Origin of the sequence: Microvirga terrestris, assembly GCF_015694425.1 — a bacterium.
Taxonomy (GTDB): Bacteria; Pseudomonadota; Alphaproteobacteria; order Rhizobiales; family Beijerinckiaceae; genus Microvirga; species Microvirga terrestris.
On the sequence record NZ_JADQDN010000001.1, the window covers coordinates 24,615 to 39,704 of the forward strand.

The window sequence follows — 15,090 nt, forward strand, 5'->3', positions numbered from 1 at the left end:
AATCGCAACAATTTCACCGCAAGGAAGCAAAAATAGCTTGTTAACGTATTTTTTGCAGGAAATTTGCAAAAATACCCTAAATAGGCTATGAGACCTCCCTCAATGAAAGGCTATTAGAAATGCTGATGCGTTTTGGCGCGGCCAATTTCGGATCTCTAAGAACATCCCAAGAAATATCGCTAGTTGCTTCCTCTTTAAAAGATAAAGGAAGTCATCTCATTGAGGTCCCGGAACAGAAGCAGAGTTTACTCTCAAGTGCGATCTTGTACGGAGCAAATGCTTCTGGAAAGACAACAATGCTAAAAGCATTTTATGCTATGCACAATATGCTGCTTCATTCACACAACCGCTCTTCGCCGACTGGTGGTATTCAGCGCAATAAATTCGCCCTAGATCCAGAAATGAAAGATAACGTCTCGCAGTTTGACTGCGACGTTATCATTGATGGCGTGAGATATCACTATGGTTTCAAACTCAATGATGAGGAGTTTCTAGAGGAGTGGCTGTATGCATTTCCTGGAGGTAGCCGTCAATCTTGGTTTTACCGGAAGAAAGGTGAGCCAATAAATTTTGGGAAGAACCTTAAAGGTCAAAATAAGTCAACTGAGGCTTTGACGAGGCCCAACAGTCTGTTTCTGTCTGCTGCCGCCCAGAATGCTCACTCGCAACTTACGTCGATCTATAGTTACTTCCAAAAGAGGTTCTTCTTTGATCTGACGCCCAATCCCAACCCAGTGATGTTGCCCTTCCTGTTTGCTAAGAATGACTTCGATAGACGAATTCTATCGATCTTGAATATGGCCGACACAGGGATTGTCGATGTGAAGCTTGAGCGGAAGCAGGGATCTGAAAAGCAAAAAATGATGCTGTCAGGGCTTGTCGATGTAATCAGCAATGTCTTCCCAGATATTGGACCATCTGCGCAAGAGATCGACAATATATTTCCTGAGCTTCGATTTGCACACAGTGCTAAAAGCGGAGAGAAAGTATTTTTGGATCTAGATACAGAGAGTAGGGGCACTATTAGGCTAGTAGAGTTGCTTGGTCCTTGTCTTAGGGCTCTAGATACAGGTGGAATTCTGTTTGTTGATGAGATCGATACCAGTTTGCATACTGGATTGGCGAGCGCAGTAATCGAGCTCTTCAGTTCGAACGTATCCAATCCGAAAGGGGCTCAGCTCATCGCAACTACGCATGACACAAACCTGCTTTGCTCAGGCGCTCTCCGTCGAGATCAAATTTGGTTTGTTGAGAAAGATAGCTCAGGCGAATCCAGTGCCTATCCACTGAGCGATCTAAAAACCCGAAACACAGACAATTTTGAGAAGGGCTATCTTGAAGGGCGCTTCGGTGCGGTCCCATTCACTGGGAATATTCAAAAGCTTTTCATGGAAGAGGCTGCCTAAGATGAGGGGGCGCGTATTACCGCCCAATGTCTCGCGCAGGGTGGCTCAAAGAAAACCAAAATTCTCTGTTACGATTGTGTGTGAAGGGAAGAAGACGGAGCCTTACTACTTCGAGGCGTTCGCAAACGAATATGGAAATATGCTCGTTTCTGTCACGGTTGTTCCGGGCGCAGGAGTCCCTATGTCCGTAGTGGATGCAGCAATCCGCCTGCGAAATTCAAAGACTCGTAAGAAGAAGAATAGCTTTGAAGAGGCTGATGAAGTCTGGGCCGTATTCGACTGTGATGAACATCCAAAAATCAAAGAGGCAACCAACAAGGCTAGGTCAAAGTCTGTAAATGTGGCCTACTCTAATCCCTGCTTCGAGCTATGGGCGCTGCTACATATCCAGGATCATGACGCGCCTATCCACAGGCATGACTTACAAAAGCTTCTGAAAGAAATAATGGAAGGCTACGATCCGCAAAGGGGAAAGGGCCTTAACTACAGTATCATGAAAGCCCAATATGAGACGGCATGCAAACGAGCTGAAAGGATGGCCCAGCGAAGGGTTGATGAAGGTAACGAGCATGGTAATCCGTTCACGGATGTCTACAAACTTACTGAAAAGATAGTTGCTAACGGCAAGAAGTTAGCAAGCAAGCGCTAGTTGAGCCTTGAACCCCGCCGCCTCCCACCACGTTCTCCCCACCGCGCGGAGACCCTTCCATGCCTCTCATCATCCAGGCCGGCCTGTGGGGCCTGCTCAGCGGATCGGCCCTCGTGCTGGGGGCGCTCATCGGGTATTTCTCAAAGCTGCCGCAGCGGGTGATTGCGGGCGTGATGGCGTTCGGGGCCGGGGTCCTGATCTCGGCGCTCTCCTTCGACCTCATGGACGAGGCCTATCGCCAGGGCGGCATCGGCTCCACGTCCTTGGGGTTTCTCGCCGGGGCTGCGGTCTACACAGGGGCGAACGTCCTCGTGTCGCGCCGGGGCGCCCAGCACCGCAAGCGGTCGGGGTTCACGGAGCATGCGCGGCCCTCGAACGAACAGGGGAGCGGTCTCGCGATTGCGCTCGGCGCGCTCCTCGACGGCATTCCGGAATCCATCGTGATCGGCGTGAGCCTGCTAGAAGGCGCGGGCGTGAGCCTGGTGGCGGTGGCGGCGGTGTTTCTCTCCAACCTGCCGGAGGGGCTCTCCAGCGCCGCCGGCATGCGCCGGGCCGGGCATTCCAAGGCCTATATCTTCGGCATCTGGGGCGGCATCGCGCTAGCCTCAGGGATCGCGGCGCTCATCGGCTACGGGGCCTTCGCGGAGGCCGCCCCCGCAACCATCGCGTTCGTGACGGCCGTGGCGGCGGGCGCGATCCTCGCCATGCTGACCGACACCATGGTGCCGGAAGCCTTCGAGACCGCCCACGAATATGCCGGCCTCATCACCGTCGCGGGTTTCCTGGCGGCGTTCACGCTCTCAAGGGTCGTGGGGGCGTAGGGCAAGCGCTGCTCTTTTTCCTCCCCCTTGCGGGGAGGGGGGCGCGCAGCGGCCTGGTGGGGGTCGTTTGATCGGGTGAAACCTTTCCCGTCATGGCCGGGCTTGTCCCGGCCATCCCGATCCTGTGAGGCTCAGCGTTTCAAACAATCGGGATCACCGGCACAAGGCCGGTGATGACGTGGTAGGACGAACATTGGCAGGGCTTTCGGGCGCAGCGCTCCGACTTTCCGACCCCCACCTCCAACTCCTCCCCACAAGGGGCAGGAGGGCTTTTCGAACTTAGCGGTGCGGGTTCAGCCCGGAATCCGTTGCTCGTAGTCGGGCCGCAGGCGGGCGATCTGGTCCCAGAAGGGCTCCGTCGGTTCCCGGCCTGCTATGCGGGCGGCCAGGATGTCGAGATGGGTGTGCCAGCCGGAGCTGACGCTGAGCAGGGTCGAGCGCTCGGGCACCCGGTGGTGGACCAGGGTGAGCAGGGTCTTGCTGCCGATGGGCTCGAGCGTGAAGGTGACGCCGCCGGTGGAGCCCCAGGTGATGGCGAGCTTTTTCGGCGGGTCGATCTCGGTGATCTTGCACTCCAGCCGGTGCTCTTGCGCTGAGCCGGCCGGGCGCGGTCCGGGCGGGTTGGTGAGCTCGTCGTTGCGCCACACGAACTCGAAGGGGGCACCGACGGCGAGCGCCATCTCGCCGGCCGCGAGCCACTGGCGGCGCAGCTCGCTCTGCGTGAGGTAATCCCACACCCGCTCGACCGGGCCGGGGAGAAGGCGCTGGATCGTCAGCGTGTCGGGGCCGGTGAGCACGCCATAGGCATCGGGGGCCAGCGTGGTGGGCGAGAGGTCATTCATGGCTGTCTCCTCGTGGGTTTATCGGGGGCTTGGGGGCACGGGCATCCTCCTCGCGAAGGAGCCGGTCGAGGGCATCCAGACGATCGGTCCAGAAGCGTTCGTAAGTGGTGAGCCATTCATGGGCGCTCGCCAGCGGGCCGGGATCGAGGCGGCACAGATGGGTCCGCCCGCGCACCTCGCGCCGGATCATCCCGGCATTCTCAAGCACCTTGATGTGCTTCGAGGCGGCCGCCAGGGAGATCGCGAAGGGCTCGGCGAGCTGGCTCACGGTGCGCTCAGATTGGGCGAGGTCCCGCAGCATCTGCCGGCGGGTGGCATCGCCCAAGGCGTGGAAGACGGTGTCGAGGTGGGATGCGTGTTGTTCAACCATGTGGTTGAATATGCGCGCGGCGCGGATGATTGTCAACCGATTGGTTGAATGATTGTGCGGGATGCCTCCGTGGCGTGATCCTTGGATCGAGTCCGGCGACTGCCATGAAGAAGACGGCAGGAAAATTCCTGCTGCAAACCAAAGGGTGTAGATTGCTCCAGGGGGCCCGGAGATGACGACGATGCCCATCTACCTCGACCGGCACGACCTCAAGGGCCTGACCGCCGCCGACATCGCGGAGGCGCACCGCAAGGACCTGGACGTGCAGGGGCGCTACGGGGTGCGGTTCCTGACCTACTGGTTCGACGACACCCGCGGCACGGCCTTCTGCCTCATCGACGCGCCCGACATCGACACGGCCATGCGGGTTCACGACGAGGCCCATGGGGAAATCGCACGCGATGTAATCGAGGTCGACCTCTCCGCCGTCGAGGCGTTTCTTGGCCGCATCTCCGATCCGGAGCCGGCGGGGCATTGCTGCGACGGACGCGTCGATCCGGCCCTGCGCACAATCATGTTCACCGACATCGTCGATTCCACCGCCATGACGGCGCGCCTCGGCGATGTGCGCGCCGTCGAGATGGTGCGGGCGCACGACGCCATTGTCCGCCGGGCGCTGCACAACAAGGGCGGGCGCGAGGTGAAGCATACGGGCGACGGGATCATGGCCGCCTTCGACGATGCGGCGGCGGCGGTTGATTGCGCGCGGGCGATCCAGCAGGCCTTCGAGGCCTTCAACCTCGCCAGCCGCGAGAAGCTGCAGGTGCGCATCGGCCTCGATGCGGGTGAGCCGGTGGCCGACCACAACGATCTGTTCGGCGCGACCGTGCAGATGGCGGCGCGCCTGTGCCAGAGCGCGGAGCCTAACAGCATTGTGGTGTCGGAAACTCTCAGTGGGCTCGTGCCCGACCGCTCCCGCCTTGTGAGTCTCGGGCCAAGGGCGTTGAAAGGTTTTGCGCAGCCTGTCGAGGCCTATGAGGTGGCGTGGCGGTGAGGGCGACGCCCAAGCAAAATGCCCGGCACGGGGCCGGGCATGTCATCGCTCAACGGAAACGAAAGCGGCCTTACCGCCCCTTCCGTCCGCCCTTGTATTTCGGCTTCTGCCCCGCAAGCCCTTGCGTTGAGCGTCCGGCCGGGCGCTCGCGGAAGTTCAGCGGGACCTCGCGGTCGGTGCCGGGGCCCATCTCGTCGAGGCCGGGCTTGCGCACCCGGGTGCCCTCGTCAGAGCGGCCCTTGCCCGTGGGGCCGTAAGAGTCCGAATCCTCGTCGCCCGCCGTGGCGCCCTCAGTTGAAGGCGGCAGGCCCTTCGGCGGCAGATTGGCACTGCGGCCGTATTTGCGCGAGCCGCCATACTTGCCGGCCTCGCGCTCCACGTCGCTTTGTCGCGCCATCGGATCGTCGCTGATGGCAAGCTCCGTGGCCTGCAGGCGCTTGAGCTCGTCGCGCAACCGTGCCGCCTCCTCGAATTCCAGGTTCGCCGCGGCCTCGCGCATGCGCTTTTCCATGTCGGCGATGACGGCCTTGAGGTTGTGGCCCACGGTCCTGTCGGCCATCCCCGTATCGACCGACACGTGATCGCGCTCGTAGACGCTGTCGAGGATGTCGGCGATGTCTCGCTTCACCGATTGCGGCGTGATGCCGTGCTCGGCGTTGTAGGCAAGCTGCTTCTCGCGGCGGCGGTTGGTCTCCGCGATCGCGCGCTCCATGGAGCCGGTGATCTTGTCCGCGTAGAGGATCGCCTTGCCTTCCACGTTACGCGCCGCGCGGCCGATGGTCTGCACGAGGGATGTCTCGGAACGCAGGAAGCCTTCCTTGTCCGCATCGAGAATGGCCACGAGCGCGCATTCCGGAATGTCGAGACCCTCGCGCAGCAGGTTGATGCCGATGAGCACGTCGAAGGCGCCGAGGCGCAGGTCGCGGATGATCTCGATGCGCTCCAGCGTATCGATGTCCGAGTGCATGTAGCGCACGCGGATGCCGTTCTCGTGCATGTACTCAGTGAGGTCTTCCGCCATGCGCTTTGTGAGCGTGGTCACGAGCGCGCGGTAGCCGTTGGCGGCCAGCTCCTTCACCTCGTGCACGAGATCGTCCACCTGCGAGCGCGCGGGCCTGATCTCCACCACCGGATCGACGAGGCCCGTCGGGCGGATGACCTGTTCGACGAAGATACCGCCGGTCTGCTCCATCTCCCACTTGGCGGGCGTGGCCGAGACGTGCACCGATTGCGGGCGCATGGCATCCCACTCCTCGAAGCGCAGTGGTCGGTTGTCGAGGCACGACGGCAGGCGGAAGCCGTATTCCGCGAGCGTCGCCTTGCGCCGGAAGTCGCCGCGATACATGCCGCCGATCTGCGGCACCGTCACGTGGCTCTCGTCGGTGAACACGAGCGCGTTGTCGGGCAGATATTCGAACAGGGTCGGGGGCGGCTCGCCCGGCTTGCGGCCGGTGAGATAGCGCGAATAGTTCTCGATGCCGTTGCACACGCCCGTGGCCTCGATCATCTCGAGATCGAACTGCGTGCGCTGCTCCAGGCGCTGCGCCTCGAGCAGGCGGCCCATGCGGGCGAGTTCCTGCAGGCGCTGCTGCAGCTCGTCCTGAATACCTTTTACGGCCTGTTGCAACGTGGGACGCGGCGTCACGTAGTGCGAGTTCGCGTAGACCTTCACGAATTGCAGGTCGTTGGTCTTCTTGCCGGTGAGCGGATCGAACTCGACGATGCTTTCGATCTCGTCGCCGAAGAGGCCGATGCGCCAGGCACGGTCCTCCAAGTGGGCCGGGAACAATTCAATGACATCGCCGCGCACGCGAAAGGTGCCGCGGGCGAAGTCGCTCTGGATTCGCTTGTACTGCAGGGCCACGAGATCTGCGATGAGCTGGCGCTGCTCGATCTTCTCGCCCACCTTCACGGAGAAGGTCATGGCCGTATAGGTCTCGACGGAACCGATACCGTAGATGCACGACACGGACGCCACGATGATCACGTCGTCGCGCTCCAGAAGCGCGCGCGTCGCCGAGTGGCGCATGCGGTCGATCTGCTCGTTGATGGACGATTCCTTCTCGATGAAGGTGTCCGAGCGCGGCACATAGGCCTCGGGCTGGTAGTAGTCGTAATAGGAGACGAAGTATTCCACCGCATTGTCGGGGAAGAACGACTTGAACTCGCCGTAGAGCTGGGCCGCCAGCGTCTTGTTGGGCGCGAGGATGAGGGCAGGGCGCTGCGTCTCCTCGATCACCTTGGCCATGGTGAAGGTCTTGCCCGAGCCCGTGACGCCGAGCAGCACCTGGTCGCGCTCCTGTCGGCGCACGCCGTCCACCAGCTCGCGGATCGCGTTGGGCTGGTCGCCGGCGGGCTGGAAGTCAGACTTGATCTTGAACGGAATGCCGCCTTCCGACTTCTCGGGCCGGGGCGGGCGGTGCGGCACCCAGAGCGTGCCGTTCTTGAAGCGCGGATCGCCTTCGGTGAGCAGCCGCGAGAGCGCATCGACCGTGGCGGAATAGCCGGACCCGGAGATCTCACCCAACTCCTCGGCCACGTCAGGCCCGTCATCGGGACCCTTCAAGCCAAGCTTCTTCGCCAGGGCGGGATCGACATCCGTGATGTCGCCATGGATGAAGGTTCCCTGCGCGCGCTCGGCAAAGCCCTCAGCCGCCTCCCGCTCCCGGTTGACCGCGGGATTGAGGAGATCGGCCAGGTGAGGCGCCAGGGGCTTCAGCTCAGGCTTGGAGGCTTTCCCGGTGGAAAGCTTGGGCTTCTTAGGTGATTTGGCCATAGAACGAATATGGTACGAACTGCTGAGGAATGGAAGTATGGACGGTGGTATTCTTTGCCTTCACAGCAGGAGCAAAGCACTTAGTTATAGGAATATACGCTTGAGAGCTGCCTCTGAACATGGTTTGATCGGAGTATCTGAATGACTGCAATGTGAGTTCCATGATGGCTGGGCAAAACGACCGCAAATGCTGCCGAATTTGCTGGAATACTAAGCACTGGCGGGAGCCTACAGGTGAGGCTGCGAAGCTTGAAGCCGAAGACAGTTTTGTTTCACGAAATCGATTCGGGCACGAGGAATGGCTCTTCAATTTTTCATGGATCCATCCAAGCGAGAACTCCTCGTCTAAGGGTTTCAAGTATGGATATTTGCAGCCGATAGGGAAATATCGGACTGCATACGAAGGCAATGCGCTTGATATTCTGCTTTACACGCTAGGACCCAACAAGAAGCGTATCGCCGTTGCCGAAATCTCCAACTTGTTCGTCCCTCCTGTAAAGGAGTTGAAGCGTGCCGTAGCCTTCATGAGGAAGAACAGATGGTTGCACGAAATGATGGACGATTTGGGTGCACTTGGCGTTTCATCCTCGATGCTGGAGGAGCCGGCAGAGCACATTTTCAATGTTCGATTTGATCCAGATCAGGTTACTTTCTTCGATCCGATGATCGTCCTTCCAGAAACTCATAAAACGTATCGCAGTAACCGATATCAGCCACTCAATTGGGACGGTACTTCACCATTGCAAAATGAAAATACTGCTATCCAAGTTTACGGAAACAGGGATGGAAAGCGCAGATCGGAGGAAGATAGGACAAGGGCTGCTATAGAGGGCGTTCGATACAGCCCGAGACACGTGAAGCTGCAGAACGCACTACATGATTTTTTCTGCAAAAAATATGGAAAGAAGTCAGTTTATTACGAACGCAATTTCGTAGACTTAGCGCTGAATGTAAACAACTCTTTGACCTACTACGAGATCAAAATCGCTCCCACTGCAAAAAGCTGCATCCGAGAGGCATTGGGGCAACTGCTCGAATATGGTTTCTATCCTAACGAGCAGCGCTGCGAGAGACTTGTCATCGTAGGCGATGGTACGGCAACAGCCGATGATAGAGCATACATTCAATATCTACGACGCGAGTTTAAGTTGCCAGTCTTCTACCAATGCTGGTCCTGGCAAAAAGGTATTCTTCTTGAAGCAGTGTGAGTCATAGGCCCCATTCCTTTACAAGGCAGATAGCTATCTATGGCTGCGTAGCCCATCTGAAAAGCGAAACCTCCTTGCCTTCCTCATACTGTGTGCTTCTCGGCCTTGCGGCTGCCGCCCCGCAGAGCCTTGATCAGCGGCACGGCGACGAAGTGGACCAGGGGGATCAGCAGCCCGCCCAGGACCAGTCCGAAGATTCCGGAGGCGGCTGCGGAGACGAGCCATTCCACGAAGCCGCCCAGGGCCGGAACGGCGTGCCCGGCCGCCACAGCCACGTCATGGATGGCGTGGCCGAGCCCGGCGAAGCCGTAGCCTTCGAGCCCGTGGATGATGATGCCTCCGCCGACCCAGATCATGGCGGCGGTGCCGACCACGCTGAGGATCTTGAGCAGAATCGGCATGCCTTTGACGAGACCGCGTCCAAGGACTTTTGTGAGCGGCGCCAGAGCGCGGTCCGCGCCTGAGGGCGGCGCGCCCGGCCCGGCCCGACCCAGGAGGCGGGAGACAGGCCGGTTGCTGGCCGCCATGGCCACGCCGGCATCGTCCGCCTTCACGATCAGCGCCACGCCGCCATAGACCAGGGCCGTGATGCCGATGCCGACGACCGCGAGCACCACGGCCTGCATGGTGAACGATCCCGCCGGCACGCTCGCCAGGGTGATGGCCATGATCTCGGCCGAGAGGATGAAGTCGGTCTTGATTGCGCCGCCCACCTTCTCGTCTTCAAGGTTCTGCGCTGTCTGCGCGGCTTCGCCGACAGCGGCCTCGTGCTGGTGCGCCCCATGGGGAAAGAGCGCCTCGAACACCTTCTCAGAGCCCTCGTAGCAAAGATAGGCGCCGCCGATCATAAGCAGGGGCGTGATGGCCCAGGGGGCGAACAGGCTGAGCAGCAAGGCTGCGGGGAGAAGATAGAGGAGCTTGTTCTTGAGGGAACCGAGGGCGATCTTGCCGACGATGGGAAGCTCGCGCGCGGCGGCGAAGCCCACCACGTAGCGCGGCGTCACGGCGGCATCGTCGATCACCACGCCGGCCGCCTTCGCGCCCGCCTTGGCGGCCTGCAACCCCACATCGTCGAGCGAGGCGGCGGCGACCTTGGCGAGGCCCGCGATGTCGTCCAGCAGGGCGATCAACCCGATGCTCATTGGGGCTCCTGTCGAAAAGGGTCAAGCGTGAGTGTTCGAGCAATGAGCTACACTGCTCCTCAGGACTCGACAACGCCCGACGGGCATGTTGGGTGCAATGCGGCGTGGCTTGCCACGGTCACCCACCGTCATTGGCCTGTCATAGGACGGGCGCATGAGGATCCGGCTAACCTTGACCGTCTTGCGGGGATCCCATGCATCGCTCCTTCATCGCCGGCTCGTTCGCCGTCGCGTTCCTCTCCGGCACTGCGCTCAGCGCCTTCGCGGCCGAGTATTTCGACCGCATCGCCAGTTTCCCGATCACGGCGAACCTGCCGAAAGACGGGGATCAGAAGGCCGAGACCGTAGCCGAGATCATCACGGCGAGCGAAGACGGCAAGCTGTTGATCTACACGGACAGCCCGCGCAAGGCGCTAGGCTTCATCGACATCACCGACCCGGCGCAGCCGAAGACCGGCGGCTTGCATGCTCTCGGTGGCGAGCCGACCTCCGTGAAGGTCGTGGGCCGGAAGGCTTATGTTGCGGTCAACATGTCAGAGAGCTTCACCAAGCCGAGCGGCAAGCTCGTGACGATTAACCTCGCCGACCGAACGATGGCTGCGGAATGCGCCTTGCCTGGCCAGCCGGATTCGGTTGCGGCCAACGCGGGCGTTCTCGCCATTGCCATCGAAAATGAGCGCGACGAGAAAGTGAACGATGGCGCGCTTCCGCAGCTGCCTGCAGGTTCGCTGGTGGTCGGCCCGCTCAACGGCGATTGCGCAAGCCTCAAGACCGTCAGCCTGACCGGCCTTGCTGCCGTGGCGGGCGATGACCCGGAGCCGGAATATGTCGACGTGTCCGACGAGGGCAAGGTCGTCGTGACCCTGCAGGAAAACAACCACATCGCGGTGGTCGACGGCAGGACCGGCAAGATCGAGGCGCATTTCTCGGCCGGCAGTGTAGACCTGAAGAGCATCGATACCCAGAAGGACGGCAAGATCGAGCTCTCCGGTTCCATGGACAAGGTGGCGCGCGAGCCGGACGCCGTGCACTGGATCGATGCAAACCGTTTCGTAACTGCGAACGAGGGCGACTGGAAGGGTGGGTCACGCGGCTTCACCATCTTCAATCGGGATGGCAGCGTGGCGTATGAATCCGGCGCGAGCCTGGAGCACGAGGTCGTGTCGCTCGGCCATTACCCGGACAAGCGCAACAAGAAGGGCGTTGAGATCGAAGGCGTCGAGACTGGCCGCTTCGGCAACGACAACCTGATCTTCGTTGGTGCCGAGCGCGCCTCGGTCGTAGCCGTCTATCGCGACACGGGTGCTGCACCCGAACTCGTGCAGGTTCTGCCCACCGGCATCGGCCCTGAGGGACTTCTCGCGATCCCCGGCCGCAATCTGTTCGTTGCCACCAGCGAGACCGATCTGCATGGAGAAGGCGGCGTTGCTCCGCACGTGATGATCTACCAGCGCACGGAGCGCGCTGCGCCCGCCTATCCGACTATCCGCTCTACCCGGAACGCCAACGGCCAACCAATGGCCTGGGGGGCGCTCTCGGGCCTTACTGCGGACAAGACGCAAGCCGGCAAGCTCTACGCGGTGACGGACAGCGTCTATAGCGGAGCGCCGCGCATTCTCACCATTGATGCCACCGGGAAGCCTGCGATGATCACCGGCGAAGCGCTCGTCACGCGCAACGGCGCAGCGGCCGAGAAGCTCGACCTGGAGGGCATCGCTGTGGCGGGCGACGGCTTCTGGCTCGCCTCCGAGGGCAACCCGGAGAAGGGCCTCAACAACCGTCTCATCAAGGTCGATGCCAAGGGTGCGATCCAGGAGGAGATCACCGTGCCGGCAGATCTCGAAAAAGGTGCGAAGAACTACGGCTTCGAGGGCGTGACTGTCACCGGCTCCGGCGCCGACGAGATCGTGTGGCTCGCAGTCCAGCGCGAATGGGCGGATGACGGCAAGAACGCCGTGAAGCTCCTCGCATACAAGCCATCAGATAAGAGCTGGAGCGTCGTGCGCTATCCGCTCGACAGCGCGGAGGCTGGCTGGATCGGTCTCTCGGAGATCACGGCTGCGGGCGATCGGGTTATCATCATCGAGCGCGACAACCAGATTGCCGAGAAGGCAAAGGTGAAGAAGCTCTATGCGGTCTCCATGGCCGACATGAAGCCGCGGACGCTCGGCGGCGAATTACCGCTCGTGCAGAAAACACTGGTGCGTGATCTGCTGCCTGACCTGAAGGCGGCGAGGGGCTATGTGCTCGACAAGGTCGAGGGCTTTGCCATCGATGCTGCGGGCGATGCCTACATCGTCACCGACAACGATGGCGTGGATGATTCATCTGGTGAGACGCTCTTCCTCAAGCTCGGAAAGTTGTAAGCCCGAAACTCTTCGAGGATGGAAACGGCCCCTCGTTGAACGGCCTTTTTCGTTTGGTCGCATGCCTTCGAGGGGCAGCAAAAAAAGCAGCCCCGAAGGGCTGCTGAAGTGTGTGATCACTGGGAAACCGGGCGGAGCTTTCGCTCCGCCCATGCCGGGATGCGGGGGGATCAGCCCGGCAGCAGAACGGTATCGACCACGTGGATGACGCCGTTCGATTGCATCACGTCGGCGATGCTGACGGTGGACTTGCCACCCTTCTTGTCCGTGATGGTGAGCGTGTTGCCGGACGGCGTGACGGTGAGCATCTCGCCCTGCACGGTCTTCAGCATGGCCTTGCCGCCGCCTTCCTTCACCTTTGCGGCGAGATCCTGCGCGGTCATCTTGCCGGCCACAACATGATAGGTGAGCACGCCGGTGAGCTGGGCCTTGTTCTCGGGCTTCAGGAGGGTGTCGACCGCGCCGGCCGGCAGCTTGGTGAAGGCTGCGTTGGTGGGAGCGAAGACCGTGAAAGGGCCTGCGCCCTGCAGGGTCTCGACGAGGCCTGCAGCCTTCACGGCCGCCACGAGGGTGGTGTGGTCCTTCGAATTGACGGCATTCTCGACGATGTTCTTCGACGGATACATCGGGGCGCCGCCAACGGTCGTGGTCTTCTCCTGTGCGGTGACAGGCAGCGACATCACGACAGCCGGAGCCGCTAGAGCAATGGCGGCAGTCATGCAGGCAATGCGAATGTTCATGGATCTGGTCCCTGAATTGGTTGGATTAAGGATCCCGGCTTGCTGCCGGAGACCGAAGGCTCAACCTTCAGGGCGGATACCCCGCATGGATGCGTTTGGATGCGGGGTCGCGTTTTCGTGAAGACAGAAATATTCTGGGGTCAGGCGGTGAACGCCGTCGGACCCCTCAGGTAAGCCTCCATGCGGTCGAGCTCGACCTCGACGTCTTCTGCTTTCACGAGGCCTGGCGCGTCCTGCTCGGTCTCGGGAACGGGCAGCTTATCAATGGCCGTGCTCTCTTTGAGAGATTTGTGGAGAGCCTGCAGATGCTTGATCTGCTCATCGTCATCCGAACTCTCAGGCGGGTGGCGCGGAGCCATGACATCCTCCTTCCGGGTTAGCCAAAAGTATTGGCGCGATCCGTGTCACAAATAGGGCGCCGTCACAGTGCTGTGGATGCCGTGCCCTTCATCACCACAGGTCCCGTAGGCAGGCCCGTGGGGGAGCCGCTGAGCGGCTCGACCGAGATCGCGAACAGTTGATTCGAATGCGGCTGGGGCAGGTTGCGCGGATTGAGCAGGACCGTTCTGGCGGTCTGCACCACGCCCACCGAGACCGGCGCTCCGTTCGGGTCCGGGAAGGCCCAGACCTGGATGGAGTGATTGTGCGGGATCTCCATGTCGCCGAGCGGCGTGAGCTCGAGGCGCCCATCTGCGAAAGTGCGCAGCACGGCGCCCGGTTGGTTGGTCTCGCTCATGAGCACCGCCACGAGGGTCGGCTGGCGGGCAGCCTTCTCGGCGAAGTAGCCCACGCCCAAGGCGAGCAGGAGCCCGGCCAGCGCACCGGCCATGCCGAAGCCGCGCCAGAAACTGAGGCTGTTCCAGAGCCCCTGCAGAAGGCCCGGCGAAGTCTCCCGCCGTGCGAGGGCCACAGGCCTCGCGGCAGTCGCTACCGGCTGAGGTTCAAGGCCGGTCTCGATCCGCTGCCACAGAGCTTCACCGGGCGGGAGGTCGACGACGGTATTGTCCCATTCCGCGAAGCGGATACGCCATTGCTGGACGAGGGCCTGGAAGGCTGCGTCGGACGTCATGAGACGCTCGGCCAATCCGCGCTCCTCTCCCTCGAGAAGGCCCAGCACATGCTCGGCGGCGAGGCGATCCTGATCGTCGCGGGTCATGCCATGCACTCCCGCAGGGAGATCAGGGACCGGCGAATCCACGACTTGATCGTGCCGAGCGGCACGCCGAGACGGCCGGCGAGCTCTCCGTGGCTGAGCCCGTGGATATAGGCGAGCGTGATGGCCTGGCGGCGTGCGGGCTCCAGGCGCTCCAGGCAGCGCTTGAGGCTTCCCGTATCGGACAGGCGCAGCATCACGGTTTCGGCGCTCTCCTCGTCGCTTGCAAGCCCCATGGGCTCGAAGTCATCGACCAGATCCGTGCGGGTCTCACCGCGCAGAATGTTGAGCGCCCGGTTGCGCAGGATGGCGTAGAGCCAGGAGCGGGCATCACCGCGGGCAGGGTCGAAGCTGTCCGCCTTGCGCCAGACCTGGAGGAAGGTGTCGTGCACGGCCTCCTCGGCCAAGGCCCGTCGGCGCAGGAGCCGCATGGCAACCCCCAGCATCCGCGGCGCCTCGCTATCATAGATGGCACGCAAGGCCACGCGATCGCCCCGGGCGCATTGGCCGAGGGCGTGGTTCAGGTCCAAGGCCGGGGAGGCCATCTCCCCCAGCGCTGCCTTCACGCGAGAACTCCGTTTCCACTTGCCGACGATACACCCGAACCCTGCCGTTGGATGCAG

General features: G+C 61.3%; 14 protein-coding genes. 6 read left to right on the top strand and 8 right to left on the bottom strand.

Annotated elements, in window-relative coordinates; all coding sequences use genetic code 11:
* Window positions 1-119: 119 nt before the first annotated feature.
* The 3 genes from I2H36_RS00170 to I2H36_RS00180 are packed head-to-tail and all read left to right on the top strand — an operon-like array spanning window position 120 to window position 2,876.
* The gene (locus I2H36_RS00170) at window positions 120-1,406 is read left to right on the top strand and encodes an AAA family ATPase (protein ID WP_210330873.1); all 1,287 of its coding nucleotides are present in this window, start codon (window positions 120-122) and stop codon (window positions 1,404-1,406) included.
* Between the two features lies 1 nt (window position 1,407).
* On the top strand, window positions 1,408-2,055 hold the full coding sequence (locus I2H36_RS00175) for an RloB family protein (protein ID WP_196261881.1): 648 nt from the start codon (window positions 1,408-1,410) through the stop codon (window positions 2,053-2,055).
* 59 nt (window positions 2,056-2,114) lie between these two features.
* The gene (locus tag I2H36_RS00180) at window positions 2,115-2,876 is read left to right on the top strand and encodes a ZIP family metal transporter (protein ID WP_196261882.1); all 762 of its coding nucleotides are present in this window, start codon (window positions 2,115-2,117) and stop codon (window positions 2,874-2,876) included.
* A gap of 293 nt (window positions 2,877-3,169) precedes the next feature.
* Here I2H36_RS00180 and I2H36_RS00185 read toward each other — a convergent pair whose 3' ends face one another.
* Complete coding sequence (locus I2H36_RS00185) at window positions 3,170-3,718, bottom strand: SRPBCC family protein (RefSeq protein WP_196261883.1); 549 nt, start codon at window positions 3,716-3,718, stop codon at window positions 3,170-3,172.
* On the bottom strand, window positions 3,711-4,088 hold the full coding sequence (locus tag I2H36_RS00190) for an ArsR/SmtB family transcription factor (protein ID WP_196261884.1): 378 nt from the start codon (window positions 4,086-4,088) through the stop codon (window positions 3,711-3,713). The genes I2H36_RS00185 and I2H36_RS00190 overlap by 8 nt, the downstream gene beginning before the upstream one ends.
* A 181-nt stretch (window positions 4,089-4,269) precedes the next feature.
* On the opposite strand from I2H36_RS00190, the gene I2H36_RS00195 reads away from it, so the two are divergent.
* On the top strand, window positions 4,270-5,082 hold the full coding sequence (locus I2H36_RS00195; RefSeq protein WP_196262558.1) for a nickel-binding protein: 813 nt from the start codon (window positions 4,270-4,272) through the stop codon (window positions 5,080-5,082).
* Window positions 5,083-5,152: 70 nt separating this feature from the next.
* On the opposite strand, the gene uvrB is transcribed toward I2H36_RS00195, so the two are convergent.
* Window positions 5,153-7,858: an excinuclease ABC subunit UvrB gene (gene uvrB, locus I2H36_RS00200; protein ID WP_196261885.1), complete on the bottom strand. Its 2,706-nt coding sequence runs from the start codon at window positions 7,856-7,858 to the stop codon at window positions 5,153-5,155.
* A gap of 161 nt (window positions 7,859-8,019) precedes the next feature.
* Here uvrB and I2H36_RS00205 point away from each other — a divergent pair, with 161 nt between their 5' ends.
* Window positions 8,020-9,066 carry a hypothetical protein gene (locus tag I2H36_RS00205; RefSeq protein WP_196261886.1) on the top strand — a complete coding sequence of 349 codons (1,047 nt, stop codon included), beginning with the start codon at window positions 8,020-8,022 and terminating at the stop codon, window positions 9,064-9,066.
* A gap of 83 nt (window positions 9,067-9,149) precedes the next feature.
* Here the strand turns inward: I2H36_RS00205 and I2H36_RS00210 are convergent, their stop codons facing one another.
* Window positions 9,150-10,208, bottom strand: coding sequence for a DUF808 domain-containing protein (locus I2H36_RS00210; RefSeq protein WP_196261887.1), 1,059 nt, complete (start codon window positions 10,206-10,208; stop codon window positions 9,150-9,152).
* A gap of 194 nt (window positions 10,209-10,402) precedes the next feature.
* Between I2H36_RS00210 and I2H36_RS00215 the strand changes: the two genes are divergently transcribed.
* Entirely contained in the window at window positions 10,403-12,574 is a 2,172-nt protein-coding gene (locus I2H36_RS00215) for an esterase-like activity of phytase family protein (protein WP_196261888.1), read from the top strand.
* Window positions 12,575-12,744: 170 nt separating this feature from the next.
* Here the strand turns inward: I2H36_RS00215 and I2H36_RS00220 are convergent, their stop codons facing one another.
* The 4 genes from I2H36_RS00220 to I2H36_RS00235 form a co-directional block, all read right to left on the bottom strand.
* Window positions 12,745-13,314, bottom strand: a complete 570-nt coding sequence (locus tag I2H36_RS00220) for a fasciclin domain-containing protein (protein ID WP_210330874.1) — start codon at window positions 13,312-13,314, stop codon at window positions 12,745-12,747.
* A gap of 140 nt (window positions 13,315-13,454) precedes the next feature.
* A complete protein-coding gene (locus I2H36_RS00225) occupies window positions 13,455-13,673 on the bottom strand; it encodes a hypothetical protein (protein WP_196261889.1) in 219 nt (72 codons plus the stop codon).
* 62 nt (window positions 13,674-13,735) lie between these two features.
* Complete coding sequence (locus I2H36_RS00230; RefSeq protein WP_196261890.1) at window positions 13,736-14,470, bottom strand: anti-sigma factor; 735 nt, start codon at window positions 14,468-14,470, stop codon at window positions 13,736-13,738.
* On the bottom strand, window positions 14,467-15,012 hold the full coding sequence (locus tag I2H36_RS00235) for a sigma-70 family RNA polymerase sigma factor (RefSeq protein WP_196262560.1): 546 nt from the start codon (window positions 15,010-15,012) through the stop codon (window positions 14,467-14,469). Before I2H36_RS00235 ends, I2H36_RS00230 begins: the two co-directional genes overlap by 4 nt.
* Window positions 15,013-15,090: the final 78 nt, after the last annotated feature.

What these genes read in the sequence shown, in the direction of transcription:
- I2H36_RS00220 (WP_210330874.1), bottom strand. Translation starts at nt 13,314, where the DNA reads ATGAACATTCGCATTGCCTGCATGACTGCCGCCATTGCTCTAGCGGCT.
- I2H36_RS00235 (WP_196262560.1), bottom strand. Translation starts at nt 15,012, where the DNA reads ATGGCCTCCCCGGCCTTGGACCTGAACCACGCCCTCGGCCAATGCGCC.
- I2H36_RS00210 (WP_196261887.1), bottom strand. Translation starts at nt 10,208, where the DNA reads ATGAGCATCGGGTTGATCGCCCTGCTGGACGACATCGCGGGCCTCGCC.
- I2H36_RS00195 (WP_196262558.1), top strand. Translation starts at nt 4,270, where the DNA reads ATGCCCATCTACCTCGACCGGCACGACCTCAAGGGCCTGACCGCCGCC.
- uvrB (WP_196261885.1), bottom strand. Translation starts at nt 7,858, where the DNA reads ATGGCCAAATCACCTAAGAAGCCCAAGCTTTCCACCGGGAAAGCCTCC.
- I2H36_RS00180 (WP_196261882.1), top strand. Translation starts at nt 2,115, where the DNA reads ATGCCTCTCATCATCCAGGCCGGCCTGTGGGGCCTGCTCAGCGGATCG.
- I2H36_RS00185 (WP_196261883.1), bottom strand. Translation starts at nt 3,718, where the DNA reads ATGAATGACCTCTCGCCCACCACGCTGGCCCCCGATGCCTATGGCGTG.
- I2H36_RS00215 (WP_196261888.1), top strand. Translation starts at nt 10,403, where the DNA reads ATGCATCGCTCCTTCATCGCCGGCTCGTTCGCCGTCGCGTTCCTCTCC.
- I2H36_RS00170 (WP_210330873.1), top strand. Translation starts at nt 120, where the DNA reads ATGCTGATGCGTTTTGGCGCGGCCAATTTCGGATCTCTAAGAACATCC.
- I2H36_RS00175 (WP_196261881.1), top strand. Translation starts at nt 1,408, where the DNA reads ATGAGGGGGCGCGTATTACCGCCCAATGTCTCGCGCAGGGTGGCTCAA.
- I2H36_RS00225 (WP_196261889.1), bottom strand. Translation starts at nt 13,673, where the DNA reads ATGGCTCCGCGCCACCCGCCTGAGAGTTCGGATGACGATGAGCAGATC.
- I2H36_RS00205 (WP_196261886.1), top strand. Translation starts at nt 8,020, where the DNA reads ATGATGGCTGGGCAAAACGACCGCAAATGCTGCCGAATTTGCTGGAAT.
- I2H36_RS00190 (WP_196261884.1), bottom strand. Translation starts at nt 4,088, where the DNA reads ATGGTTGAACAACACGCATCCCACCTCGACACCGTCTTCCACGCCTTG.
- I2H36_RS00230 (WP_196261890.1), bottom strand. Translation starts at nt 14,470, where the DNA reads ATGACCCGCGACGATCAGGATCGCCTCGCCGCCGAGCATGTGCTGGGC.